Annotated in this window: 26 protein-coding genes; 6 read left to right on the top strand and 20 right to left on the bottom strand. The window is 46.3% G+C overall.

Annotation, left to right across the window (positions count from 1 at the left end):
• Positions 1-12: 12 nt before the first annotated feature.
• From CFI03_RS16525 to CFI03_RS16540, 4 genes are all read right to left on the bottom strand, one after another.
• Positions 13-1038, bottom strand: coding sequence for a zinc-binding alcohol dehydrogenase family protein (locus tag CFI03_RS16525; RefSeq protein ID WP_248758065.1), 1026 nt, complete (start codon positions 1036-1038; stop codon positions 13-15).
• 185 nt (positions 1039-1223) lie between these two features.
• On the bottom strand, positions 1224-1664 hold the full coding sequence (locus tag CFI03_RS16530; protein ID WP_248758066.1) for a winged helix-turn-helix transcriptional regulator: 441 nt from the start codon (positions 1662-1664) through the stop codon (positions 1224-1226).
• A 423-nt stretch (positions 1665-2087) separates the two neighbouring features.
• Positions 2088-2567, bottom strand: a complete 480-nt coding sequence (locus CFI03_RS16535) for an AAA family ATPase (protein ID WP_248758067.1) — start codon at positions 2565-2567, stop codon at positions 2088-2090.
• A gap of 71 nt (positions 2568-2638) precedes the next feature.
• Positions 2639-3610: a helix-turn-helix transcriptional regulator gene (locus CFI03_RS16540; protein ID WP_283094572.1), complete on the bottom strand. Its 972-nt coding sequence runs from the start codon at positions 3608-3610 to the stop codon at positions 2639-2641.
• A 92-nt stretch (positions 3611-3702) separates the two neighbouring features.
• Here CFI03_RS16540 and CFI03_RS16545 point away from each other — a divergent pair, with 92 nt between their 5' ends.
• On the top strand, positions 3703-4182 hold the full coding sequence (locus CFI03_RS16545; protein ID WP_127493926.1) for a hypothetical protein: 480 nt from the start codon (positions 3703-3705) through the stop codon (positions 4180-4182).
• A 27-nt stretch (positions 4183-4209) separates the two neighbouring features.
• Positions 4210-4689 carry a GyrI-like domain-containing protein gene (locus CFI03_RS16550; protein ID WP_248758069.1) on the top strand — a complete coding sequence of 160 codons (480 nt, stop codon included), beginning with the start codon at positions 4210-4212 and terminating at the stop codon, positions 4687-4689.
• A 63-nt stretch (positions 4690-4752) separates the two neighbouring features.
• Here CFI03_RS16550 and CFI03_RS16555 read toward each other — a convergent pair whose 3' ends face one another.
• From CFI03_RS16555 to CFI03_RS16570, 4 genes are all read right to left on the bottom strand, one after another.
• On the bottom strand, positions 4753-5319 hold the full coding sequence (locus CFI03_RS16555) for a dihydrofolate reductase family protein (RefSeq protein WP_248758070.1): 567 nt from the start codon (positions 5317-5319) through the stop codon (positions 4753-4755).
• Between the two features lie 228 nt (positions 5320-5547).
• Positions 5548-6048 (bottom strand): cysteine hydrolase family protein, encoded by a 501-nt coding sequence (locus CFI03_RS16560; protein WP_248758071.1) that lies wholly within the window; start codon positions 6046-6048, stop codon positions 5548-5550.
• A gap of 46 nt (positions 6049-6094) precedes the next feature.
• A complete protein-coding gene (locus CFI03_RS16565) occupies positions 6095-6715 on the bottom strand; it encodes an alpha/beta hydrolase (protein ID WP_248758072.1) in 621 nt (206 codons plus the stop codon).
• Between the two features lie 44 nt (positions 6716-6759).
• The gene (locus CFI03_RS16570; protein ID WP_248758073.1) at positions 6760-7794 is read right to left on the bottom strand and encodes a phosphotransferase; all 1035 of its coding nucleotides are present in this window, start codon (positions 7792-7794) and stop codon (positions 6760-6762) included.
• A gap of 482 nt (positions 7795-8276) precedes the next feature.
• Here CFI03_RS16570 and CFI03_RS16575 point away from each other — a divergent pair, with 482 nt between their 5' ends.
• On the top strand, positions 8277-8735 hold the full coding sequence (locus CFI03_RS16575; protein WP_248758074.1) for a hypothetical protein: 459 nt from the start codon (positions 8277-8279) through the stop codon (positions 8733-8735).
• A gap of 239 nt (positions 8736-8974) precedes the next feature.
• On the opposite strand, the gene atzF is transcribed toward CFI03_RS16575, so the two are convergent.
• The 9 genes from atzF to CFI03_RS16620 form a co-directional block, all read right to left on the bottom strand.
• Complete coding sequence (atzF, locus tag CFI03_RS16580; protein WP_248758075.1) at positions 8975-10747, bottom strand: allophanate hydrolase; 1773 nt, start codon at positions 10745-10747, stop codon at positions 8975-8977.
• A gap of 16 nt (positions 10748-10763) precedes the next feature.
• The gene (locus CFI03_RS16585; protein WP_248758076.1) at positions 10764-12380 is read right to left on the bottom strand and encodes a PucR family transcriptional regulator; all 1617 of its coding nucleotides are present in this window, start codon (positions 12378-12380) and stop codon (positions 10764-10766) included.
• Between the two features lie 18 nt (positions 12381-12398).
• Positions 12399-12830, bottom strand: coding sequence for a cupin domain-containing protein (locus CFI03_RS16590; RefSeq protein WP_127493905.1), 432 nt, complete (start codon positions 12828-12830; stop codon positions 12399-12401).
• Positions 12831-12852: 22 nt separating this feature from the next.
• The gene (atzD, locus tag CFI03_RS16595; RefSeq protein ID WP_248758077.1) at positions 12853-13929 is read right to left on the bottom strand and encodes a cyanuric acid amidohydrolase; all 1077 of its coding nucleotides are present in this window, start codon (positions 13927-13929) and stop codon (positions 12853-12855) included.
• Entirely contained in the window at positions 13926-14678 is a 753-nt protein-coding gene (locus CFI03_RS16600) for an ABC transporter permease (RefSeq protein ID WP_248758078.1), read from the bottom strand. The genes atzD and CFI03_RS16600 overlap by 4 nt, the downstream gene beginning before the upstream one ends.
• Positions 14675-15457, bottom strand: coding sequence for an ABC transporter ATP-binding protein (locus CFI03_RS16605; protein WP_248758079.1), 783 nt, complete (start codon positions 15455-15457; stop codon positions 14675-14677). The genes CFI03_RS16600 and CFI03_RS16605 overlap by 4 nt, the downstream gene beginning before the upstream one ends.
• Before the next feature lie 45 nt (positions 15458-15502).
• Complete coding sequence (locus CFI03_RS16610) at positions 15503-16525, bottom strand: ABC transporter substrate-binding protein (protein ID WP_248758080.1); 1023 nt, start codon at positions 16523-16525, stop codon at positions 15503-15505.
• A 78-nt stretch (positions 16526-16603) separates the two neighbouring features.
• Positions 16604-17287 carry a biuret amidohydrolase gene (gene biuH, locus CFI03_RS16615; protein WP_248758081.1) on the bottom strand — a complete coding sequence of 228 codons (684 nt, stop codon included), beginning with the start codon at positions 17285-17287 and terminating at the stop codon, positions 16604-16606.
• An 817-nt stretch (positions 17288-18104) separates the two neighbouring features.
• Positions 18105-18593: a MerR family transcriptional regulator gene (locus CFI03_RS16620; protein WP_248758082.1), complete on the bottom strand. Its 489-nt coding sequence runs from the start codon at positions 18591-18593 to the stop codon at positions 18105-18107.
• A 177-nt stretch (positions 18594-18770) separates the two neighbouring features.
• Between CFI03_RS16620 and CFI03_RS16625 the strand changes: the two genes are divergently transcribed.
• Positions 18771-19622 carry an SDR family NAD(P)-dependent oxidoreductase gene (locus CFI03_RS16625; RefSeq protein ID WP_248758083.1) on the top strand — a complete coding sequence of 284 codons (852 nt, stop codon included), beginning with the start codon at positions 18771-18773 and terminating at the stop codon, positions 19620-19622.
• 13 nt (positions 19623-19635) lie between these two features.
• Here CFI03_RS16625 and CFI03_RS16630 read toward each other — a convergent pair whose 3' ends face one another.
• Positions 19636-19953, bottom strand: a complete 318-nt coding sequence (locus tag CFI03_RS16630) for a hypothetical protein (RefSeq protein WP_248758084.1) — start codon at positions 19951-19953, stop codon at positions 19636-19638.
• Positions 19954-20062: 109 nt separating this feature from the next.
• Here CFI03_RS16630 and CFI03_RS16635 point away from each other — a divergent pair, with 109 nt between their 5' ends.
• Positions 20063-20479 carry a VOC family protein gene (locus tag CFI03_RS16635; RefSeq protein ID WP_248758085.1) on the top strand — a complete coding sequence of 139 codons (417 nt, stop codon included), beginning with the start codon at positions 20063-20065 and terminating at the stop codon, positions 20477-20479.
• 30 nt (positions 20480-20509) lie between these two features.
• On the opposite strand, the gene CFI03_RS16640 is transcribed toward CFI03_RS16635, so the two are convergent.
• On the bottom strand, positions 20510-21406 hold the full coding sequence (locus CFI03_RS16640) for a sigma-70 family RNA polymerase sigma factor (RefSeq protein WP_248758086.1): 897 nt from the start codon (positions 21404-21406) through the stop codon (positions 20510-20512).
• A 253-nt stretch (positions 21407-21659) separates the two neighbouring features.
• On the bottom strand, positions 21660-22763 hold the full coding sequence (locus tag CFI03_RS16645; RefSeq protein ID WP_248758087.1) for an N-acetylmuramoyl-L-alanine amidase family protein: 1104 nt from the start codon (positions 22761-22763) through the stop codon (positions 21660-21662).
• Between the two features lie 255 nt (positions 22764-23018).
• Here CFI03_RS16645 and CFI03_RS16650 point away from each other — a divergent pair, with 255 nt between their 5' ends.
• Positions 23019-24074, top strand: coding sequence for a LysM peptidoglycan-binding domain-containing protein (locus CFI03_RS16650; RefSeq protein ID WP_248758088.1), 1056 nt, complete (start codon positions 23019-23021; stop codon positions 24072-24074).
• Positions 24075-24128: the final 54 nt, after the last annotated feature.

Here is a 24128-nt window from a genome sequence, read left to right on the forward strand (position 1 = left end):
GGTCACCTCATTTCACATTTGCAAAACAATCTTCCCAACCGTACGGCCTGTTTCCAATAAAGCGTGCGCCTTGCGCAGGTTCGTCGCATTGATCGGAGACAGGATTTCGTTAGTGGTCGTCCGGATGATACCTTGATCGATGAGTGCCGCTACATCGTTAAGCAGATTGTGCTGCTCAATCATATCAGGCGTCTGGTACGTCGAACGGGTAAACATAAACTCCCATACAAAGGTTGCACTTTTATTTTTAAGCAATGTTAAATTCAGCAGTTCCTCCGTTTCTACGATCGAGCAAATCTTGCCTTGGGGAGCAATGGCTTCAGCCATCTCTTTCCAGTGTTTCTCCGTGCTGTTCAAGCAGAGGATGTAATCAACATTCTCGTACCCTGCTGCTTTCAATTGAGGAACGAAGGGTTCAAAATGGTTAATCACTTTGTCCGCACCGAGATTTTTGACCCATTGGATGGATTCAGGTCGGGAAGCGGTTCCGATAACCGTAAGACCCGCATGCTTCGCTAACTGTGTTGCAATCGATCCTACACCGCCAGCGGCTCCGATAATCAGAATCGTCTTCCCGCTGTTATTGCCAGGGACAGTAGAAATCCCCAGACGGTGGTATAAGCTTTCCCAAGCCGTAATCGAGGTCAGCGGAAGAGCTGCAGCTTCGGCAAAATTCAAGCTGGACGGCTTCCATCCAACAATTCGTTCGTCTACGAGATGAAATTCACTGTTGCCGCCAGCCCTCGTGATGCTTCCGGCATAATACACTTCATCTCCAGGTTGAAACAGCGCAACCTCCGGTCCTACCTCTTCAACGACACCGGATACATCCCAGCCAAGCACGCGAGGAACGCTTTCCGTACGCTCCTTGGGGGCCCGAACCTTATAGTCGACCGGATTTACCGAAATCGCCTTGACCCGCACAAGCAGATCCTTACCCGTAGGTTTAGGTTTTTCCAATTCAATGTCAATTAAACTTTCTGGATCATCAATCGGCAAATAGTTGTAGAGTCCTACTGCTTTCATTTTTTCAGTCATTTCCGTCTCTCCTTAGGATTAGTAAATTATACTTAGTCATAATAATTAACTAACTGATAAAAAATGGATCTGCAAACTTACGATTATTACCATCTCTAAAGTCACTTTATCATACCGAGTTAATTTTTACAACTCACTATTCGTAAAAATTGCCGGGTTTAAACTAGCCCGACTCATTTACTATATCAAGTGCAGCTGCCGGCAATTCGCTCGACTGATATATGATCCACCAAGCTTTCGCATTTGGGACAATAATAACGCATCTCGATTTCGTGGCCACAGTCTGCATGCTTCATCACTTTATAGCTTTTGTCCAAATGTTTTCTCCCCCACAGAAGGTAAGCATTTAATACCATCTCCAAGTCACGTCCGCTTTCCGTTAATTCATATTCATAACGGGGGGGGTGCGCGGAATATAGATTGGAGGCAATAAGTCCGTCCTCCTCCAATTGCTTTAACCGTTCGGATAGAACGTTCGCCGAAATCGTCTTAAGTGCTTGCTTGATTTCGTTAAAGGTCTTCTTTCCCGTCATAATTTCATGAATCACCAGCAGGGTCCATCGGTCCCCTATAATATTGAGGGTCTGTGCTATGTTACAGTCCAGTTGATAAATGCTCTTGGACATCGTTCTCCTCCTTAAGACTTCGCTTCATTAGTTACATTGTAACAATATCGACTAAAATAAATCAATTACACTAGAAGCCGCACCGCGGCTGCCTGGATCGTATTTTGCTAAAAACTAAATAACCGATGGCTATTCTGTATAATACTCAATTTTTTAAGTAGTCATGATATACCACGACTATATCAAAATTTAACAACTATAGGGGATATTTTTGAGTAATAGAATCATGATAGACAACACCCGGTATTTCGTTACATCTGGATCATGATCTGACAAACGCTGCAGCTGAAATTTTGTATTCCATTTATTGTTGCGAGGTTTTACAGGTTAGTTTCGAGGCATTAGAGGTCGAGTACTTTGGTTTACGATTACGTTAAATATCCCGATCGGCTGATCGGGATCTAACGGAACATTTCAAGTTTTTTATATGACGTTTAAAAACTCGCTGCGCCTCGTAATTTCCGCGGATAAACTCACCGGCATTCTAGAGCCTATGCAAATAAACCGAACATCCGAATTGATATTTAGATATCTTAACAGCTCGAATATCTCAGAGATATTCGTGCTCGTTTCAAATTGTTGAATATTATCGAAGACAAAATGAGAAATCTTCTTTTTTGCCAGTTCCGAACACAACAAGTGAATTAAATAATCATTTTGATATTGTTTGACAAAAGGAACTTCTATCGAATGCAGCATTTGAAGGATCAACGATTTAGTAGATCTAGCAGACATTAAATTCATATAAGCTGCATGAACGTTATCCTTGCAGTATCTCTTAAGCACGAAAGAATTCCCGCTTGTATGATCTGCTGTCAGAAAACAAAACACTTTATCATTGCTTTCGTTCAAAAAGCTAGATATTAAAAGATGAGTTTTATCATAACTCAGTTGTTGACTCATAGAAATAACCTCCAAATATACTAGATATTTAGAAGTATCGTCGCTAAATTTAACTTTTATACAGCAATAGACTAGTTAGGAAATCTTAGATGGGTCAAACGATCTTCCAAAATCAAACGCAGCTCTGCTGGAATACGCTCAAACACGACCCCTTTCCCCAAAAATAACAGCCAATCCGCGTAGTAAGCCAGTTCCTCAGCATCCGTCACATCGAGCTGAACATTAAAAATCCCGCTCGACTGAAACATTCCGGTAAAGGACAAAATAATCCCCGGCGGGTGCATGCGTTTAAAACGCTGAATCCCAGCCGCGTCAAGCTTCACAACTAGATTGGACTGACGCGCACCGATCCGTTTTTTGCTTAAAATCTCTTGCTCGGAGTGTTTCATCTCATCCTCGGAAATGGCGGAATCCCGCAGCAAATCAACCGGCAAATAACGAAATTCATCCGTATCAAAATCGTAAACCTCGACTAGCCACTGGGCATTCGAGTTGAAAATATGCAGCAAAAAAACATCCAGCAACTGCGGCCAGCCGGGACTCGGTTCATACGTCATGCGCAAATGCTTATCTCGCACAGCAAGCGAAATCAACTGATTTAACTCCGCGGGCGCTGCATCGTCGAGCTCCAACAGATTCGGATTTGCAGGATTCGTATTTTCAAAAAGCAAAATATGATTCAGCTCGATTAGCTCGTCCTGCTGCGTTTGCGATGCGATGCCGATAAGTTTTTCCGTGATCGAGCGGCGATTTTGCAGATAGGGCAGCTGTGAGTTTTTCGAGGCTATAAAACTGATAAAAATCGCCTTCAGCTCATCCGGCGTGAAACGTGCAGCGGGCAAATACTGATTTTGCAGGACATTGTAGCCACCACCCCGCCCCAGCTCGGTTGTCAGCGGAAAACCCATCGCCTGGATCTCGTTAATGTCGCGAATCGCCGTCGCGCGGGAAATTTTGAACTCCCGCTGAATCTCGGCAATCGTAAAATGCGCGCGGTTATTGATATAGCGCATGATTAGGTTTACTCGTTCTGTTTTCTTCATGTGTTTATTGTATCAAAAAAGTATCATTTTTTGATACATTCGGCAAATAGAATCAATCTTGTCAAAGTAAACACACAAAGGAGATAATAAAAATGTCTAACTACTCCATCAAAACGATCTCGGAAAATTACAAAATGACGGCTTTCGGTGTTTCATTCGAGGACTTCAACGACTGGGCAGGCAACGCAGCAAAAACGGCAGCGAAAAAGGCTGAAATCACCGAAAACGGTAAGCTTGCTGAGCTTCTCGCGCTGGCTGACGGGCAAGAATATCAAATCAATTACGTGCTCGATGGCAAGGCTTGGCGCGGCTTCGGCGTGATGGGTGATTTCAAGGTGGAAGACGCGATCGTCCTCGATTTCCTCGCCGGCGACTACCTCGTTGTGCCTGGCACAGGCTCTAACAAAGACAGCCTTGCTGATGAAATCACAGGCAAAGTTTTCGGCGGCCTGCTGCAAGAAGTTACTGACTACAAATACGTAGGACCTGGCAACTCAACATTCGTCAAAGCAGCCGAAAACGGTGAATTCTACGGCGAAATGTGGCTTCGCGCAAAAAAAGTCGACGCCTAATCTTTGCGAAATTCGAAAGGAGCTCTTATGGCAGCAGAATATACAATCGAGCACAAAAAATCGTTCACATTAACCGCATACGGTTTTTCAATCCAGTCCAATTTCCAGGACATGACAGCTTTGCAAAAGGAAAAAGCCGAATTCTGGGGCAAACTCAAGGCTGACGGGCGATTTGCTAAGCTCAAAGACGCTGCAAAAGATGACCGTGAATGGTCCGTGAACGAGGTATATCAAGGCAAGCCGTGGAATTATTTTGCTGTGGAAGCTGGAAAATCAGTGGCTGACGCTACCCGCATGATCGAGTTTCCGGAGAGCGAGTACATCGTTGTCGCGGGAACGGGTGACAAGGAGACTCTGTTTGATCAGTTGACTTACCTTGCTTTTGGCGAAGTCTTGTCCCAAATCACTGATTATGCTTACATCGGCGGACCAAATGCGACCTATCGCGAGGATAACGGAGAGGGCAACTTTTACGGCGAGTTCTGGGTACCTGTGGTAAAAAAATAACTTGCACCGCAATGAAGCTGCCGACAATATCGGCAGCTTCATCCTCGTTGCGTAACGGTATGGCTATTTCTCCAACTCATAACGGGTCGCAATAATACCCGACTTGAACGTTCGGCTGGATAACAGCTTGAGCTTAACTTTCTCGCTGCCTTCGAATACCGATTTACCGCTGCCCAAGACGACCGGACAAATCGTCAGCAAGAATTCGTCGATCAGGCCAAGCTCAAGCAGTGTTTTCGCCGCTCCCGGGCTGCCGAAGATGACGAGATTTTTCCCTGGCTGCTCTTTAAGCTCCTTGATTTGCTCTGCGATATTCTCCTTAATCAGTATCGTATTGTCCCATTCCGCCTTGTCCATCGTTCCGGAAATGACGATTTTCTGAACATCCTGCAGCCATCTGGCATGCTCCATCTCATGGACTGACGCATCAGGATTGTCCAACATCGTGGGCCAGTAGCCCTCCATCATCCGATACGTCGTACGCCCATAGACGGGAGCTTCGACCTCGGCAACGACCTCCTCGGCGTATTTCTCTAGTTCCTCGTTATACGGAATCCAATCGAGTCCTCCGTTCAAATCCGACGCATACCCATCCAGCGATACATGCATAAACAATACGAGCTTTCTCATGTCCGTTACTCCTTCGATTTCGAATTTATTCATGTTCATCATAAATCATTACGTAACGTCAGGTTCAAGCAGAATTTCATCTGAAAACAACAAAGTTCATAATACCACATATTGGGATTAAACTGCCCTTACATAAACAACAGCCGCAACCGATCATTCGATCTGCTGCAGCTTTATGTGTTGAACTATATATTAGTATGAATAAAACATCTAAGATTTCTTATCATCTTATACAAATTCTAAATATCTATGATTCCACATCTTTTCATAAAAATTAATAGTCACTTCTGCAGACATAAAAGAATTATTTAATGTGGAGGTTGCGTTTTTCACCATAAAGTTTTTGTACCCCAGTCCATGAGCAAACTTAATAGTAGCATCCATACAGTATTCTGTTTGGGCACCGCAAAATTCTATACTGTGTACATTTAATTGATTTAAAATCTCCTTTAAGTTCGTTCTATAAAAAGAATTTGCATGTATCTTTTTTATCAAAAAATCTTGTTCTTGGACATCAAGTTTAGCATCAATAGCCCAAAGTTCCTCTCCGGGTATGAGCTCCTCATCACAATGTTGAACAAAAATAATTTGTTTATTCAACTTTCTGTATAACGAAATTCTTTCATTTACTTTATTTAGTAATCCCTCTAATCCAAACAAATGTTCTTTGTTGTAACACACACCATTTTGTAAATCGATAATTATTAAAACATCAGCACTAGTTTCCATAATTTCCACCTCTTTATTTATCTAAAACTTAATAATTTTAATTATATCATTCTTTAATTAACTGTAATTCACCTTTATAAAAATCTATAACCTTCATCAATATAGTAAGGTTTTCATCTATATTTCCGGACTCTAATCCATGATTTGCATTTGGAATTTCAAAAACTCTTTGTTTGCTTTCAATTTCAATTGCATTTTCCCTTGTAAAGTACGGATCGTTCCCACCATAAATGACAATTCCTTCTGATGCATTAATGAATGGAATCGTTTCAACTAAAGGGGTTAAGTAAATATGCTTTGCTTTTATTTGCAATCTTTTGTGAACCTCACCTGCCACAATAGTCCCCATACTCTTGCTAATAAAAATAATTTCATTATAGCTCTCTACTTTGCTCTTAATGGAGTCATAACATTCATCTATTACTCTAGTTAAATCATTCATGTCAAAACCGGTTCGTGCAGCTTGATATCCGTATTCCAATATAAATAAATCATAATTGTGTTGAAGCGCGACATTCCCCGCATAGTAAAGAAGCGGAAGTTCACAAGAGTAATTTCTCCCCGGAAACAGCACAACAAGTTTATTATTTCGTTCTTGAACTGAAATAAGCTTTTGCTTTAAATCAGTTCCCCAAAATGAAGGAACTGAAACAATTTCAAATTTCATTTCTCCTCATCCCTTCAGGCTATAAAATAGATTGATCTCATAACTCATCTGCTCCACTGTAACCAGATGTGACCATCCAGAGCCTTCATTTCATAGATTTTTTGGAGAATATGGACACACTTCGTCTTCTCATCATCTGCCACCGTATGGAGATACTGCTCCACAAGCCTGTATCCAAATACAAGAAGGATTATTTCGTAGACACAATGATTGGTAATAAGGGATACATCCACATACTCCGAAAAGCCTTTATAGTACGCAGGGATGCATCGCTGGTAGTGTTCTACCATGTGATCGATATCTGCTTCATCCGCAATCAGGCTTGCGAGATCCTCGCCGAGGTAGCCCCATCCGCTGGTATCCCAGTCGATGAGCGCGAATTTCCCGTCAACATATATCAGGTTGGTTACCCAGAAGTCCCGGTGGCATAGCACGAGGGGCAATTTTTCGATACGGGCGAATATCTGGTCTGCTTGCTCATCGATGTCTATAAGCATTTGTCGCACGTGTAGCGGAAATTGGCAGTCTTCCGATCGTATATAATCGTAGACGACCGGCCATGACCGATAATGCAAGTAAGTATTCTTCATGAAATCCTTATGACTCAGGTTGGTCAGGCTCTGTAGCACGGCGGGCTGTTCCGCATACAATTTGCCTTGAAAGCGCCCTAACTCTAGCGCAGCTTTTTCATACATGTCACTGGTCAAGTCTAAACCGGTTAAGCCATCGATATATTCCAGCCAAAGCTGGTATTCATTCTCTTCCGCATTGAGTTCGGCGAAATAACATGTCGGCCAGCGAAGGGCTGGCGAGAACGTCGATCCTAGGTCAGACGAATATAGATCATATTCCCGACGCCATGAGCCCGGATCGCCGTAACGCTCCCATTTATTCTGGTGTTTCAGTACTATACGGTACGGCAATTTTTCGCCGTCCACGGTTTCAGCGATCCCCTTTAACAGGTACACATTTCCGACAGTTCCGCCCTGTAAAGGAATAGTTTCGCAGTCGGCAGAGATGATATCCATCTTGAAGCGTTGGTTTAAAGCATAAATAAGCTTCTTATGTTCAATATTCATTAATTCCTCCATTTTCTTCGTTTACTTAATCCACATTGCGAGAATCAACAGCTGCTTAGATGATTATATCAAATGGAATTACCAATTTACGGAAGACTTTAGTTATAACGATTCTGCCTTCGTTGACATACTGGCAGCGAAATTAATTTTCCATGCTCCATCGTATATTTGTACATTGCATAGTACTGAATCTATGAATCTAATATATGAAAATAAGATAAAGAAGAAGACAGGAATTAGCTTCGCAGTTAGGTGTTCTTCCACGCATCGCAAATAATTGAGCCTCCGTCTGCTTGAGAGCCGCCCCCCCCCATAGGTTATCCCCCCGAAGTACGCTATCTCAATCTCTATTACACTTTTTTAAAGTGAAATCCCCCAGACCGATAAGGGACAGATCATATAAGTCCTATTTCGTTCTACAGAAACAGCTGGTAGGAGTACGACTACCGTAATTGGAGCCCGTTTTGAAAGGAGGTGATAGTATGTCAGTTAATATTGTAGATCACCAATATCAAGATGTTGCAGCAGGAACGGGTTCGCTTCCGTTTATAATCTCTCCTGGTGCGGAATACCTGTTGACCTCATTCTTTCTCCAAGTGAACAACATCAACAATCGGATCGAAATAAAAGCAACAATTGGCTGGGAAGCACAGCTGCTTCTACTCACAATTGTTCCGAAGCTGCTCTTTCGCATCCGGAGAGGCGGAACCGCTGCTCCTGCTCCTATTGTTTACCAGACAACAGATTCTGCTTTTATCGGAACAAGAGATGAGGGTCCTTGGGTATCGCTTGATTTCACGACAGCCTTCCAGCATACGGAAATGGCAACAGCCGCTCTAGTTGGTACTTTCCAGCAATATGCTCTGACGGTAGAACATATCGGTCAAAATGCCGTTACCATAACCGGTCCTGTGCATCTTGACGGAACGGTCTATCTGTAATTAGGCAGTAAATAGGTGGTTGGTTAGCTTAAACTAGGTAACCAACCGCCTCTTTTTTATCCCTCGGCCAAATGCTCCGGGCTTGCCATTCTGGCCAAAGAGTATCACCTGATTATTAAGCTTCACGTTAAGTGATAACATATTGCCCCTTACTTCAACAAAAATGGCAACCGATCATTTTTCAGATCAGTTGCCATTTGGTTGTTCTCAAGTAAAATTCGCCGTTAACGTAAAAACCTCTAAACGCTAATATAACGCCAACCGCCAAAAACGGTAATATCTTCAGCTATTTGCTCCGCATAACCTTCGCAAATAAAGCCGGGAATTTCGGTGCCATCCTCAAGCTCGACTTTCCCGATTCCAAGCGGTGCAGGAATAAGGGCTGTGAATGCGCCAAATGCCGCCTTCGGCATTTCCCATACTTCCAACTGAATGGAATGCCCTCCGTTACCCTTCTTGATCAAACCGGGTTTAGCCGGAACGGTCGGCAATTTGATCATTTGATATTTCGCGGCTGTAGCCGCCTCGCGAACAAAATGGGCACCATGCTCCAGCATTTGCTTCTCCAGAGGAAATCCACGCATATGAAGTCCGCATACGGCAACGGGTACCATTGCTTGCTCCGTTAAGGGAATAGGTACAGGCGGGATAGCTGCGCCACATTTTCCCGTAAGGAAAAGCTCAGCAGCGCCGGTAATAAGCGCCTCCTCTTCTGCAAGCGCGAACAGCGTAATCCCAAATGGCAGCTCATCAGCGGCAAAGCCTGCAGGAATCGCAGCCGCGCATAAATCAAGCAAATTGCAATGATTGGTGTAGCGTCCCATATCCGAGTTTGCCCCTATCGGATCGGCACTCACCTGCTCGCGCGTCCATGTGCCTCCGCAGGTCGGCATCACCATTACCGCCTGCTTAAGCAGCTTCTTCGTTTCCAGCTTATACTGCTGCAATTGGTGCATAGCTTTAAACACAGCAGCTGCGCTGTGCTTTACGGAAGCACCAGACCGCAAAATTTGCTCCGTTGTCTCAAACGTTACGCCCGGATTAGCTGTCACAAATGGTTTCAGACTCGCCCACCGCTCTGCAACCCAAGGCCCGTCGTATAACAACGCCGCCGCCCGGGAGAAAAAGTCGTAATCGATATATTCCACAGCGACTCCAAGTTTAGTAATTCTCTCTACTGCCGCTTCCCAAGCTTTTTCATACTCTGCGGCATAAGGTCCATAGAACTGCAGCTTGACGCTTGGCAATACAACTTTGTTCGGGAGCTTTGATGCGGAACGCTCGATGCTGCGGGACCATGGATCAGATTCATGAATGCCGCGCGCAAGCTTATCAACCGCTAACGCATCCGCGAGGGAATGGGCAAATACATTGACGCAGTCAAGACTGGCGCAAGCCGGAACCACGCCTTTGGTCGGCCAGGCTCCAAGGCTTGGCTTATAGCCGACCAGATTGTTTAATGCAGCCGGAACCCGGCCGGAACCGGCGGTGTCCGTACCAAAGGCAAAAGCCGCATGGCCGCGTGCAACAGCGACCGCCGAGCCCGAGCTTGAGCCGCCGCTAATCAGCTCGGGCCGCAGCGCATTATGCGTCTCGCCATACGGGCTGCGCACGCCTACTAGTCCGGTCGCAAACTGGTCCAGGTTTGTTTTGCCGAGTGGAATCGCACCTGCATCTATCATCCGCTGCACAACAGCTGCATGCTCCTGAGGTGTATAAGCAAATGCCGGGCATGCCGCCGTCGTAGGAATTTGAGCAACATCGATATTATCCTTAATGGCAAACGGAATCCCCCATAACGGAAGGCTTTCCGGGTCCGTCCCCTTCAACCAATCCAAATAGGGCTGCACACTATCCATAGTTGGCGGCGTAATCCAAATATTCATGCCGGCATCCGCCTGAACGCGCTCCATAATTCCATCAACAACAGCCTCGGGCGTAAGCGCACCGCTTGCGTACAACTCTCGAAGCCGCTCGATGGTCAGCTTGTCCGGAATACTTGATTTGCTCATGACCAACCTCCTAATCTCATAACGTTACCGGCCGCATCTCGTTTAGCTTAACGGCCAAATACAGCTGTAAAATATCGTCGCCGTCATCGACGTTAATGCCTAGCAGCTCGCATACTCGTTCCACCCGGTAAGAAACGGTGTTGTAATGCGTAATCAGCTCCGCGGACGTCTTTTTTACGTTCCGGTTATATTTGAAATAAACGCGGATCGTCTCATACAGCTGGGATTGATGTTTCCTATCGTATTCGAGCAGTGGAACGATATACTGATCCCGATATTGTATAACTGCCTCTGAATGAGGCAGGTGATATAACAGTTGAAAAGCTCCAAGCCGTTTAAAATCCACATAGGGCTCTTCATAATTGCAAATCGTGCTGATGTGATGAATTTTTTTGGCTTCTTCATAGCTTTCGCACACCAGGTCAGGCCGGCTGGCGACATTGCCGATACAAAGCGAGAATGAATTTGACGAACCAATAACCGATCTCAGGTCTGCTGCAACCCTGTCCAGCGCCGTCTGTTTCGAGTGCAACGTGGAAACCGGAATAAGAAAAATCAATTCCCCTTCCGCTATCGTGAGCTGCAGCCCTTCGCGAAGCGACTTGGAACGAAGTCTTTTAACTACTTGCTGCAGCTGCTTAACCGCAGGCTTTCCATTTAACCAGCGCACAAGCGCTACGAATAGCTGCTGCTGATCCTCCAGCTGGCTGCCTGATGCTTCTGCCCTGAGCTTCAAATCCTCCATTGCTACGATCCGCCCGGAAATCCAATCCTGAAGAAACTGGTCAATATATTTCAATTCAACCTCTCTCCGGGCGTTTGCGTTGATCATTTCCAACCCTACTAGAATGCCAACCCGATCTATCGTCAGTTGATCGACGATGGAATGCTCCTGATTCCACTCCAGCAGAATAAGCAAACACTTCTCATGCTGCTTATCGTTCACCTCCGAGACGTATACCCGAATACGGCGGTCGCCAAGGGAAATGAAGCTGACGCCAAGATTCGTCTCCATCCGCAGCTGCGACCAGAGCTCGACATTCGCCGCTTGCTCCAGCAGCCCCGCTTGCGGGGATAAAAACAGCTGATCGGTATCATCAAGCAGCACGATCGGATTGTTCAGCATACCATCGAGCGTTTGCAGAAATTCTTCAATTCCATTTCCGTACAAGAGCTGCTGGGATAACTTCTGGAATCGGCTCTGCAGAAGCGACAGCTCCCTTACTTCGGTTACCAGCACTCGCTCCATAATATCGCGGACAACATCCGAGAACACGGTCGTAGCCGGAAGTTCGAAGACGGGAAAAGCGAGTCGATCCGCCAGCTCAAGCGCCCGCTCAGGAATCTCGTCAATGAACCGCTTCGTCTTAATGCCAAGGGCGGCAACGCCTTTTTCAACCAACTGCGGAATAATGTCCGCTATAGCCTCCGGTTGATCCCGGAACGGGAATCCGCTCGTAATGAGAAATTCCCCCGGTCTCACCCAATCGATGACATCAGGCACTTCCATGACATTGACCCGGTTAATGCTCCGATGCATACCGCCGGCGCCGGCTAGTACGACTGCTTCCTTGAAGTCGGGTATCAGCAAGATGTCTCCGCAGGTGAAGCTTGCCTGATTGTTAGTCTCCAATGGCATTACCCCGCTATTCTATTTCTTAATGGAATAAACATCTTCCACGAGAGTTGTATTGAAAAACGAGTTGGCAGGCACGTTCTCCTCAACGGGGAGGAAAATACTGATTTGCTCGGACGGCTGATCATCATCGTTCGCTACGGAATGAATAACCCCGGCCGGCACATGAAACGTATCGCCAGCTTTGTAGCTTTTCCATTCGCCGTTGCAGAGCAGTTTTACTTTTCCGACGGAAATATATATAATTTCGGCAACATCGTGATAGTGAGGCAGTACTTGCCCGCCAACACCGATTTTCTCCCATAGAATCGAGCTCGAACGGATTCCCAGCCTATCCGCTTGCGCCGCCGATACGATTTCTCTATGATACAAATGAATATGGTCAGGCATCAGCCCCCATTCCATTTGTTCCCCAACGATAACCTCTGTCTCATTTGCAATTGTCATATAGTCAGTCTCCTATCATTCGCTATTTATGTTCGTTACGCCGGAAAACAACAGCTACCGGGCCGCCGCCCGCCGGACCCTGATGCTCCGCACCGCCGGATACATAGATCATTGGATCGCCGCATACGGAAGCGAGAACGCCTCCGACGACTGCGCGTGCATGCCGGGTATGATTAATGTCCGAGTCATCGAGCATCGTATGCCGCTTGCCTCTTATATTTCCGGTTGGATCAGCCTCAGCCTTAGCAAGCACCTGCACCATCTCGGCATCCGGGTATTTCTCCAGAATCCGCTTTAGTGCTCCCGCGTCAATCGCATCCTTCATCACATCGTGATCGATAAAATACGGCCCTTCCGCATAAGCGGAATTGCCGAATACGATAACCTCGCAATAGGCGAGTTCGCTGCCTGCCGACGTAGAGGCCACATGGCTAAAAAGCTCCCACGAGTGGCAAATATCCGTATCCTGCAGTCGCTCCCGTTCAATCTCTCCAAGCGCTACGGCTGCGCCAAGCGCCGATGCCCCGCGGGAGTAGCCCATAGATTTGTAAGTATCCTCGGTTACAGTGGAGGCATCTCTCAGAACCGCTTCCTGCACTTGCTCCGCCGTCAGCAGCGGACATTTAATTTGAACAAAATGCACGTCGGCAGCATCGTTGATGCCCGCCCCATCCATTGCCCGGAGAACGGCCTCCGCCACTTGGTCCACTTGGGCGAGACGCCCAAGCTCCTCAGGCATGAAATCAGGCGTTCTTGCTACGCCAATCGCTAATGAAGACAACTCCTGCTTGCTCCTAATCGAATCGGATTCACTCCGGGTAATGACCGAGAAATGAGGGCTTAATATCCCCTCCGTTCCTCCGGACATCACGAACGAGACCGGTTCAGCAGAAGCTTCCTTATAAGGAGCGAACAAATTTTTCAAAGCCAGAACCGCAAACCCACGGGTAAAGTCGTTGACACAGCCGTTCCCCTCCGTTTTGCCCAGCACGGCTACAACTTCCTTCGGGTTAATAAGCGACTCGTCAATATGGCGCTGAAGCGCAGACATATCATTCGGTGAACGAGCCGGTACTTTAATAACTGAACATTTCATCATAGATCATCCGCCCTTTGCCAGAATACAACTTTCTTCTCCAACCAGCCGATGCCCCAGAAAAGCAACAGTCCGCATAATGCCGATGCAATAATGGCCGAGAACATAATCGGCGTATCCATATGATAGGAAGATACGAGTACGACATAGCCTAGCCCTTTGTTTGCTCCGACAAATTCCCCGACGATCGCTCCTACGATTGCGAGCGACGAGGATATTTTTAAAGCAGAGAATACGTAAGGCAAGCTCGTCGGAAGGCGCAGCTTCCAGAATATTTCCGCTTTTGTTCCTTTATAAGTGGAGAACAGCTCCCAAGCCTCATGTTCAATGGCTTTCAGACCTTTGACACTATTGACGAGAATCGGGAAAAAGCAGATAAGCATCGATGCGACAACCTTCGAGGAATAGCCGGTTCCCATCCAAACGACCAACAGCGGAGCCAACGCGACGAGCGGAGTCGTTTTAAGCGCAATGGCCAGCGGAAAAGCTCCCTTCTCAATGGACTTGGAGTGAACGAAAATAACGGCCGTTATCATCCCCAAAATATTAGCGAGCACAAAACCTACCAACGCCTCCGTTAGCGTGACGAGCATATGGGACGACAGTGATCCGTCCATAACCTCAATGACGGCGGAAGGAGCGGGAAGTAAATACACGGGGACATGGAACAAACGGACGGCCAGCTCCCATAAAATAATAAAGCCAAGCGCAAAACCGATAGGGTACATGCTGCTTTTTAATTTATTAATCATAAGTGCTTGACCCTCTTTCTTAATTCATTAACGGTACGATGGTACTCCGGAAGCTCCTCCATGCCCACTTCACGGTGCGCAGGAAGCGGAACGGGAATAATGGCATCCACACCGGCTGGCCTTGGCGACATCATAACGATTCTGTTCGACATAATGACCGATTCTTGAATCGAATGAGTGACCATAACGACTGTGCTTAAGCTTGTGTCTGGACTTTCCCACAGCCGCAGCAGCTCGAAATTCAATTTCTCTCTCGTAAATTCATCCAATGCGCCAAACGGCTCATCCATTAAGAGCACGGCCGGGTCAGCGGCAAGCGCTCGCGCGATAGCGATACGTTGCTGCATGCCACCGCTTAGTTGATGCGGGAAGTGATTCGTAAAGTCCTGCAGGCCAACCAGCCGAAGCGCTCCCTCCGCTTTGTCCCGGGCTTCTTTCTTCGAGAAGCGCTTCTCTCCGATCGTCAGTGGCAGTACGATATTCTGAATGGCCGTAAGCCAAGGCATCAGAACCGGCTTCTGAAAGACCATCCCGATTGAGAGATCCTTTGCGAGCTTAACCTCCCCTCCGGCATTCGGCTGGAGGAGACTCAGCATTAAGCGCAGCAGCGTGGACTTGCCGCAGCCGCTTGGGCCAAGGATAGAAACAAATTCATTGTTATAGATGTCCAAGGAAACATTGTTCAGTACGGGAACATCGCCGAACGAAAGGGAGCAATTCTTTAATGTAACCGCGATTTCGTTCATCGAAGAAACCGATGCTTGTTCTTGCTTTGCCACTCCATTCCTCCATTCACTTACCGTCGCTTGCACATCAATCACTCCCTATTCGATATAGTCATTCGTAAACACTTTATCCAGATCTTGTTCTTTCTTCAGAAACTTCAAATCAATCAAGCTTTTTTGCAAAACGTCCCAGGCTTCGGTATCCATCTTGCCAAGCGGCAGTTTATCCGGCTCAAGCAGCGGAATGCTTGCTTTCATCATCGCTGTCTCATGCTCGAGGTTCAGCTTATCACCGAACTTCAGACCAAACCCGGCTGCTTCTTCCGGATTGGCGATCGCATATTCCCAACCTTTCATCGAAGCCTCAACGAAGCTTTTCACCATTTCAGGATCCTTCTTAATTAACGATTCCGTCGTAAATAACGTATCTGCATAGAAATTAATGTCGTAGTCGCCAGGCTGAATAATATTCACCTCGTGCCCTTGCTCTTGAACGGCAAGCACCTCATTGATGACGTAACCCGGCCATGCTTTGACTTGACCGCTGAGCAGCGGGCTCATGTCGTATTTCACTGGCATTTCATCAATCGATTTCGCATTTATGCCCGCGCTTTTCACCATCGCTCGGAAGGTCAGCTCTTCATTGCCGCCAAGCTTCACGCCTACCTTCTGGCCGGCAAGATCTTCGATCTTCGTAATGCCCGAATCTTTTAAGCTAAACAACACGAATGGCGTTTTGCGGTATACCGCGGAGACCGCTTTAACCGGTACGCCTTTCTCCCGAGCCATCAGAATTTGATCCGCGCCCGTTACGCCAAACTGCTCGCTTCCCGAAGCGACCATCTGAACGGAAGGGAAATCGGCTCCGCCCGGCCTAATTTCAACATCCAATCCCGCTTCCTTGTAGAAGCCTTTCTCAACCGCTGCGTAATAGCCGGCAAATTGCGCTTGATGAATCCATTTCAGCCTCAGTACGACTTTTTTCAGCTTCTTTGTCTCTCCGGCTGCCGAGTTGGAAGAGACCGCATTTGAGCTGGTGCTGGTTTTTGCATTGGAACCGCAAGCCGTTACTACAAGCATCAGAGCCGCCAGAACAATAAACAATGATCTTTTATTCCACATTATATTTCCCTCCGGTATGTCTCTATTTATGGATAAATAATAGCTGGATGCTGAATAGAAGTTTCGCGTTAGTCCGTGTTAGTAGCTTTCCAGAGCCACCAGTACATCCGCTGAGCTGCTGACGCTGCCGAATACCCCGCCTTGCATCGTCACCATATGAAGCGCCGCTTGATGATTGGTTGGATCGGTCGCGCCTGTGCAGTCCTCAAGGATTAAGCATTCGTAACCTCTATCATTTGCTTCCCGCATTGTCGTATGGACGCAAACATCAGTCGTGATGCCAGTCAGTATTAAGTGAGTAATGCCCCTGTTCTTTAACACGAGATCCAAGTCTGTTGCATAAAAGCTTCCCTTGCCCGGCTTGTCGATAATGAACTCCCCTTCAATCGGGGTAAGGTCTTCAATGATTTCCCAGCCCGGTTCACCTCGCACCAATATGCGTCCGGCAGGACCAAGCGAGCCTATTTCCGCGCCGATTTGCTTGCTTCGCCAACGTTTATTTGCAGGAAGGTCGGACAAGTCGGGCTTGTGGCCCTCTCTAGTATGGATAACCGTCATACCTTTAATCTGGCGAACCCGGTTCAGCAGTCTTTTGATAGGTTCAATAGGCTTGGCCGTCAACGACAAATCGTATCCCATCTGCTCTACATAACCACCTTTGCCGCAAAAATCGATTTGCATATCAATAATAAGGAGCGCTGTTTTCGCAGGATCGATCCTGCCATCGTACGGCCAAGCATATGGATTTGCTGTAACCTGCATGTTAGGTTTCCCCTTTCTTCACTCTCATTTTGTAAGAATCAATAACAATCCATCACATTTCCGATGTTCTTCTTTCTTATATGTCACATTATATCACACAAAATACCGATTTTCTTTGTGAATCTCACAAAAACATGAACTTGTTTGTTGTGATTTTTTATAAGAAGAATAATTCGTGTTATGTTTAATTACATAAAGAAACAAAAAGAGACTTACTTAATTAAGATCAAGTGTTGCATGAGCCGTTTATTTGTCATAACATAGGTAAACACAAAAAAGCCGCATTTATGCGGCCGCTAATGAGATATTTAAGAGTTCTTAATAAGACGGTTAATAGAAGCAGTACTTCTTTCAGCGTCCTACAAGCTTAATAAACATCGATTTTGAAAGGTTTCGATTCAATTTCAAATTCAAAGTCTTTCCCCTCTTTTTTAATTCTGAATTTCGCCTTTGAAATGATTTCATACCTTCCTTCCTGTAACGAAAGCTCGTTATACTTCGGGGAAAACATGCTCCCCTTCATCATAATAACAGCAAACACCTGATTAGCTTGTAAATGGCTAGAAGTATGTACTTTAATACTGAACATACTAGCCTTCGGTACTACCTCAGTTTCATTTTGACATCCAACCGTTGTAATCAGTATGAATAAAAGAATAATTAGGATAAAATGCTTCAGAAATAAACCTCCTTCTTAATAAAAATGGCTACTGATCCTATGATCGGCAGCCTGGTTTGTACTGATCTATAATTTCTCCGTTAGCTCAATGGACTAAAGCAGTCTACGTGAGAAGCAGCCGTTCCTGTTATGACAAGCTTATTTGGCGGAGGCCTGTGACTTGCCCGTTTTGGCTGGTACGGAAAAATACCTCATTTCGCCGGGTGAGACAGGCTTTGATTTCGGTTCACCCCATACGTTCTCTTCATCCAAACAATCCCGTCTATATTTCCCTTCATCCAGCTTCATATCGATAAAATCTACAACTTGCTGCAGTGAAGTAATCTGGCTGACAATATTTTCACGATGACTTCTTAGGAGTTCCACAAGCTCGGGATATTCCGCGGGATCAGTATCAACTGAGACTTCCAAGAAAGGCCGAATTTCCTCTAACGGCATTCCCGTTTTTTTCAGGCACGCTATCAGCCGGATCGTATCGATGTCCTCCTGCCGGTAGATGCGGTGCCCGTTATCCTTCCGCTCTGCGCGAGGCAGCAGCGCGATCTTTTCGTAATAACGGATTGTATCCTCGGTCATTCCCGTTTGCTCGGCGGTTTGCTTTATCGTAAAGCGTTGCTCTTCCTTCATCCTGTTCCCTCCCCAAAATTGATTAATTTGTACATTATACATCTTCAGGCTCGCTCCAAGTCAAACCAATTATCCTTGGAAAAAAACATTATATTCGCATCTTGACTTGGAGTCGACTTCAAGTTATAGAATTTGCGCTATCGAATCAAATATCCCGATATAAAAAGGAGATGCACAATGAACAAGTACCAGCATGAATATATCGCATTGATTACAGGCGCAAACGCCGGGATCGGATTGGAACTGACACGGAAATTACTGTCGGAGAACTGGCATGTGGTTGCTGTAAACCGTTCTGACTTTCCTGCCGACGATATGAGCATCCACAATGCGGTCAAGAGCGGAGCGCTTCGCATTTATAAAACGGATGATCTTGCCGACTTTGCAAGCTTGAGACTTACTTTGGAAGAGATTAAAAGCAAGGAGCGGCGGATCGATATTTTATTCAATAACGCCGGAGGGTCCTTTCCCGAGCTGAGCTATTCGAAACAAGGGCGCGAGAAGCATTATGAGTTGATGACGGTCGTTCCTTATATTATTCTGATGGAATTGAAGGAACTCCTGAAAAATAGTCGTTTAAAAACGGTAATCAATACCTCATCCTCAGCTCTTAAATTTACAAAACAATTTTCGATCGAAGTCCTTGAGCATCCCAGAACCTTTCGCAAGCTGCTTGGTCCTTACGCAACGTCAAAGCTAGCTCTTTCGCTATGGACTGAGGCCGTGGCATCGCAGCTCGCCAAGGACGACATCAAGATCCGTAGCGTTGACCCGGGTGGTAACAATACGATAAGAAAAGGGAAACAATCCGGACTGCCCGTTGTGGTTGAAGTATTGATGAAGCTATTTTTCTCGCCTCCTACCCTCGGCGCCAACAAGCTGTACGAAGGGGCTCTCGGGGAACACCATCATGAGAGCGGCGTGTTTTTGCTGAAAGGACGGGTTGCGGAATTAAAGTTTAAAGACCAGGCGCGGAACGTTCTGGAAAGGATTCAAGCGATTTACGAATACGAATTTCTCGTGTCTTAGCTATTGTTTCTAATCATTTAGACTGAGCAGCCGGTCTTATTGATGTTAGCTTTCCGGTGTTTTTGTTCTCGTCTTTTGTTTTAAAATCGTATGATACAGCGTAAATCTCACCTATTAATATCAGATTCCATGTATTTTCATTATTGACTTTAAGCCGGACTTCCTCGGGATGATTACCTAAATCTTCGACTTTAATCCAGTATGAGTCCCTTTCTGGTTGCTCTTTATCAACAACTTTAATTAACCCAACGGTCGTGCTAGTGGTACCGCAAGATGCAAGCATTCCAACCAGAATTACAACACTGAAAATTTTTGGCATAAACTTGAACATGATTACACTTCCTTATCCATGAGACCGATGAATTCCCGGATCGGCTGTCGTCTATATAAACGAAGGCATAAATGAATACAAACTAATTTGACGAAGAGGTGTTTTGAAAATGGCATTAACGTCCGCATTCACGAGCTTTAACCTGCCTGTAAAAAACGTTGAACAATCGAAAACGTTCTTCACCGGACTCGGATTCGAACTCAACCCGCAATTCCCCGATAACGAGAATTCGGTAGCCATCGTAATCGGCGACAACCTGCAGGTCATGCTGATCAATCAAGCATTCTTTAATACGCTAACGGAGAAGCAGTCCGTCGATACGAGCAAGTATGCGCAGATGACGATCGCATTGGCTTTCGAGAGCCGCGAAAAAGTCGATGAAATCGTAAATACCGCAGTCTCCTTGGGCGGGAATTTGCATGCTGAACCTGAATATCATGGGTCCATGTATCATTGGGGCTTCGTGGACTTGGACGGTCATCTGTGGGCCATCAACTGCATGAACATGGATGCGGCACAAGGTTAAGGCTAACGGAGAGCACGCTCGTACTAGAGTTCAAAAAGAAAGACGCCGGGCATCTTCCCCGGCGTTTTCTTCGTGATGATTAGTTTTGAAGCCAGGGCCCTCTTTGTCCGGCATATACTGGGCCAACGCCGGGTAACCGCCGTTCACCGTAATAGGCACAAATCGCGAACCTTCGCAATGCCAACGAGTAAGCGAATAGAAGGCGGACAAATCTTCCTTGCCGCGGATCCACATCTCGAAGGGCGGCATAGACATACAGCCTTCCTCGTGGAACAACGCGACGAGAGAAGCAATATCGAATTGCTCGAAGGCCTCCACATACCGGGTCAGCAGCTGCTGCTCCGGTTGAACGTCCATGCTGCTAAGCTCATCCGAGCGAAGCTGCGCCCGGTCCATCGTCTCTCGGGCTCTTTGCAAGGCGCTGTTCACCGCTGCCGGCGACATCGCCAACGTTTCCGCGATCTGCTTGGAGGACCATTCAAATACATCCTTCAAAATGAGTACCGCGCGCTGCCGCGGAGGCAAGGTCTGCAGGAGAGCGATGAAGCACAGTTGAAGAGTATCCCTGCGGAGGAGCCGATCCTCCGGATTGCCCCCAAAGTCGGAAGACGGCCAGATCCAGGCAGAGTCCGGCAGCGTGTCGCGCGGCTCGACGATGGCGACGGCCGGATCGAACAGGTCAACGGGAAGCGCGCGGCGTTTGGATTGTCTCAGCTTGTCCAAACACAGGTTGGAGGCAATCCGATAGACCCAAGTTTTGAACGAGGAATCCTGTCTGAACGTGCTCCAGCTCTGCCACACCCGAATACTCGTCTCCTGAACGGCATCTTCCGCATCGTCCATGGACCCTAACATTCGGTAACAGAACGAGGTTAAGCCCGGCCTCAAGCTTGCGAATAATGGTTCGTCAAATGCGGTTTCGTTCATCTCGGCCTCCCTAAACGGTCTTCCCGAAGGGAGGCTCCTTCACCCCTCTTCTTTCTCAGAAAAACCATACTACACATTTTACGCTTCCAATACTTGGATAGTTGCGTTAAACTGCCCTTTATTTCAAAAAACGGCAGCCTTGTATAGAGGCCACCGTTTTGTAGGGGATTAACGAAGTTTGGTATGATTTCTGTAAATACATAATTAGAAAATAAACCAGGCTGCAGGAACGAAGCGAGTAAGAACCACTCAGTTACCTGCTGAAGTAATCCTCCAGCCCATTCGCAATTGCTTTGGCTGCTATTTTCTGATAGTCGGAGCCGCGGACGATGGATTCATCATATGCGTTGGACAAGAAGCCGAGCTCTACGAGTGTGGATACCGTATCATTTTCCCGCAAAACGTGAAGATTGCCGTATGAAATCCCGTTGCTCTTCAAGCCGATGCCGTCCGCAAGCCTGTTTTCTATCGCACGGGCCAACGGCCGATCTTTTGTATTCGAATAATAGAAGGTAAGTATGCCGGACGTGTTTTTCTCCGAAGAATTATAATGGATGCTGACGAATGCGTCCGCACCGGCGGATTCGCTTATCCTGACCCTATCGGAAAGCCCGGGCTTCTCCTCATTCTTCGTTCTTGTCATGAGGACGCGCGCTCCGCGGCTGCGAAGCTCGTTCTCTAGGTAGAAGGAAGTGCTCAAATTAAGCTTTTTCTCAATCGTTTCATATGTAGTTCCGATCATTCCGGGATCGTCTCCGCCGTGGCCGGGGTCGATTACGATTACTTTCCCCTTGAGGCTCTTCGATTTTCCCGATGCAACCGCCGCCGTTTGTGTTTCGCCTTTCGCGATATAACGATCCGATACCCAGCCGAGTTGCTTATCCAGAGTCTTGACCCGAGTCCATCCTTCCCGGTTGTCTATTATCGTAACAGTCTCACCTTTTGTTAGATATCCCAGAATTTCATGATTTAATCCGGCGCCTGCCCTGAGACGAAGCCCATCGGCCAGCACAGTCGCACGTGCGGCTGCAGAGCTCTTCTTCACGCTGACATCTTGATCTGTCGCTGGTGCCGTAACGGCATTGACTTTCTTCATATAATGTCCTGCCGCCCAACCGGAGACGCGGCCTGACTTGATGCGCAGCCAGCCGTACTCTTCAGCTGAAACGGTGACAATATCGCCATTCTTCAAACCGCCTACAATCGACGCATCACCCGATGGCTCGCTCCGGACATTCAAGGAGTCGGTGTATACCTTGGCCGTATAACTGCCGCTTGCTTCCGCCCGGTTTGGCATATAACCGGAAATACTAATCAACCCACAGATCAAAATTGTCAGGTATACAATTTTTTTCATATAAGCCTATAAGTCTCCTTTAATATTCTTAGGTTATGTAGGCTTACTATTATACCTGAATTTACTAGATTCGTGCAGACCTATATTAACCCGCATTCTCATACGCCACCAAAGAACTAGATTTTCTAAATAGGATTACTGTTCAATCGGTGTACATGCTCGTTGAGAATGAATTGGCTATTAAGGCCCATTCCACAGAGGTTAATAAGTCCGATAGAATAGGTTTAAATTTGTAATAAAGGAGAAGATTACGTTTTGGATAAGAGAACAACACGCAGCAGCAAACATTCCAAAGGCAGATTGGTATCTTTAAAACAAACAAATCTCATCATCTATCTGGCGATAGTCATCATTCTTATTGGCATTTGCGGAGTAATTTATGGAAAATATACGAATAAAGTTGACTCTAAACTTCCGCTAGCTGCCGAGAATGCTGAGCAAGCCAATGGGCAGAACAGTATTAGCAAGCCAGCTGATCCGGATTCCCTTAATAATGGGAATGGCGGAAACGAGCTATCGGAGGATGACCCCATCGCCGGAACCGTTAACAGTGAAGACGAACAAGAGCCTGCAGAGGATTCCAATGATTTGATAGAGAAACCTGCTCCTCTTGCATCCAACACACCGGTCAGTGAAAGCGATACGCCAACGGAGACGCCTAAGCCTGCAAAGACAGAAATACCTATGCAAGAAAATAAGGATTATGGCAATAAATCAACGGAAGCCCCTGCTAAAACGGTGAAGCTTCCAACCACCTATGTGGTTCAAAAAGGCGATACGCTAAGAATGATATCAGAGAAGTTTTATCAATCAAAGGAGTATTATACGCTGCTTGCAGAGTATAACCATATCTTATTTATTAATGATATGAAAGCCGGAGATCATCTTAAGATCCCGGCCTTGTCATCAATAAACGGCTCCATAAATGGCGCCCAGCAAGGAACTAAAGACTATTCGAAAATACACTTGCCCGCTACCTATCTAATCCAAGCAGGCGACACGCTGTCGGAGGTTTCCAGAATGTTCTACAAATCGGTGGAGTATGTGGATTATATCGCGAAAGAAAATAAGCTTGATAAAAATGCAGGCTTGAAAGCTGGCACCAACCTCATCATTCCTTCCTTGAAAAACTACAAGCCGGATGATTACGAGACATCCGTTCATACCGTAAAGAGTGGCGAGACGCTCTACAGCATCTCCAAAATCTATTACGGCTCCGACAAATATGTGAAATTCATCGCGGATTACAATCATATTGATAATATGGATGATGTGAAAGCCGGCATGGTGCTGAAAATTCCAAAGGCTTAGGTCATCGAAATCTTATAGAAAGGGGGGTGTCCCATAAGTCATGAAAATGACGAT

The organism is Paenibacillus sp. ATY16, assembly GCF_003399985.2.
Taxonomy (GTDB): Bacteria; Bacillota; Bacilli; order Paenibacillales; family Paenibacillaceae; genus Pristimantibacillus; species Pristimantibacillus glycanilyticus.

Excerpts from the sequence above, each read along its gene's own strand:
- CFI03_RS16530 (WP_248758066.1), bottom strand. The coding sequence starts at position 1,664 with ATGTCCAAGAGCATTTATCAACTGGACTGTAACATAGCACAGACCCTC.
- CFI03_RS16610 (WP_248758080.1), bottom strand. The coding sequence starts at position 16,525 with ATGTGGAATAAAAGATCATTGTTTATTGTTCTGGCGGCTCTGATGCTT.
- CFI03_RS16565 (WP_248758072.1), bottom strand. The coding sequence starts at position 6,715 with ATGAAATTTGAAATTGTTTCAGTTCCTTCATTTTGGGGAACTGATTTA.
- CFI03_RS16635 (WP_248758085.1), top strand. The coding sequence starts at position 20,063 with ATGGCATTAACGTCCGCATTCACGAGCTTTAACCTGCCTGTAAAAAAC.
- atzF (WP_248758075.1), bottom strand. The coding sequence starts at position 10,747 with ATGAGCAAATCAAGTATTCCGGACAAGCTGACCATCGAGCGGCTTCGA.
- CFI03_RS16590 (WP_127493905.1), bottom strand. The coding sequence starts at position 12,830 with ATGACAATTGCAAATGAGACAGAGGTTATCGTTGGGGAACAAATGGAA.
- CFI03_RS16550 (WP_248758069.1), top strand. The coding sequence starts at position 4,210 with ATGGCAGCAGAATATACAATCGAGCACAAAAAATCGTTCACATTAACC.
- biuH (WP_248758081.1), bottom strand. The coding sequence starts at position 17,287 with ATGCAGGTTACAGCAAATCCATATGCTTGGCCGTACGATGGCAGGATC.
- CFI03_RS16620 (WP_248758082.1), bottom strand. The coding sequence starts at position 18,593 with ATGAAGGAAGAGCAACGCTTTACGATAAAGCAAACCGCCGAGCAAACG.
- atzD (WP_248758077.1), bottom strand. The coding sequence starts at position 13,929 with ATGATGAAATGTTCAGTTATTAAAGTACCGGCTCGTTCACCGAATGAT.
- CFI03_RS16540 (WP_283094572.1), bottom strand. The coding sequence starts at position 3,610 with ATGAAGAAAACAGAACGAGTAAACCTAATCATGCGCTATATCAATAAC.
- CFI03_RS16640 (WP_248758086.1), bottom strand. The coding sequence starts at position 21,406 with ATGAACGAAACCGCATTTGACGAACCATTATTCGCAAGCTTGAGGCCG.
- CFI03_RS16525 (WP_248758065.1), bottom strand. The coding sequence starts at position 1,038 with ATGACTGAAAAAATGAAAGCAGTAGGACTCTACAACTATTTGCCGATT.
- CFI03_RS16555 (WP_248758070.1), bottom strand. The coding sequence starts at position 5,319 with ATGAGAAAGCTCGTATTGTTTATGCATGTATCGCTGGATGGGTATGCG.
- CFI03_RS16630 (WP_248758084.1), bottom strand. The coding sequence starts at position 19,953 with ATGTTCAAGTTTATGCCAAAAATTTTCAGTGTTGTAATTCTGGTTGGA.
- CFI03_RS16600 (WP_248758078.1), bottom strand. The coding sequence starts at position 14,678 with ATGATTAATAAATTAAAAAGCAGCATGTACCCTATCGGTTTTGCGCTT.
- CFI03_RS16560 (WP_248758071.1), bottom strand. The coding sequence starts at position 6,048 with ATGGAAACTAGTGCTGATGTTTTAATAATTATCGATTTACAAAATGGT.
- CFI03_RS16645 (WP_248758087.1), bottom strand. The coding sequence starts at position 22,763 with ATGAAAAAAATTGTATACCTGACAATTTTGATCTGTGGGTTGATTAGT.
- CFI03_RS16570 (WP_248758073.1), bottom strand. The coding sequence starts at position 7,794 with ATGAATATTGAACATAAGAAGCTTATTTATGCTTTAAACCAACGCTTC.
- CFI03_RS16535 (WP_248758067.1), bottom strand. The coding sequence starts at position 2,567 with ATGAGTCAACAACTGAGTTATGATAAAACTCATCTTTTAATATCTAGC.
- CFI03_RS16545 (WP_127493926.1), top strand. The coding sequence starts at position 3,703 with ATGTCTAACTACTCCATCAAAACGATCTCGGAAAATTACAAAATGACG.
- CFI03_RS16575 (WP_248758074.1), top strand. The coding sequence starts at position 8,277 with ATGTCAGTTAATATTGTAGATCACCAATATCAAGATGTTGCAGCAGGA.
- CFI03_RS16625 (WP_248758083.1), top strand. The coding sequence starts at position 18,771 with ATGAACAAGTACCAGCATGAATATATCGCATTGATTACAGGCGCAAAC.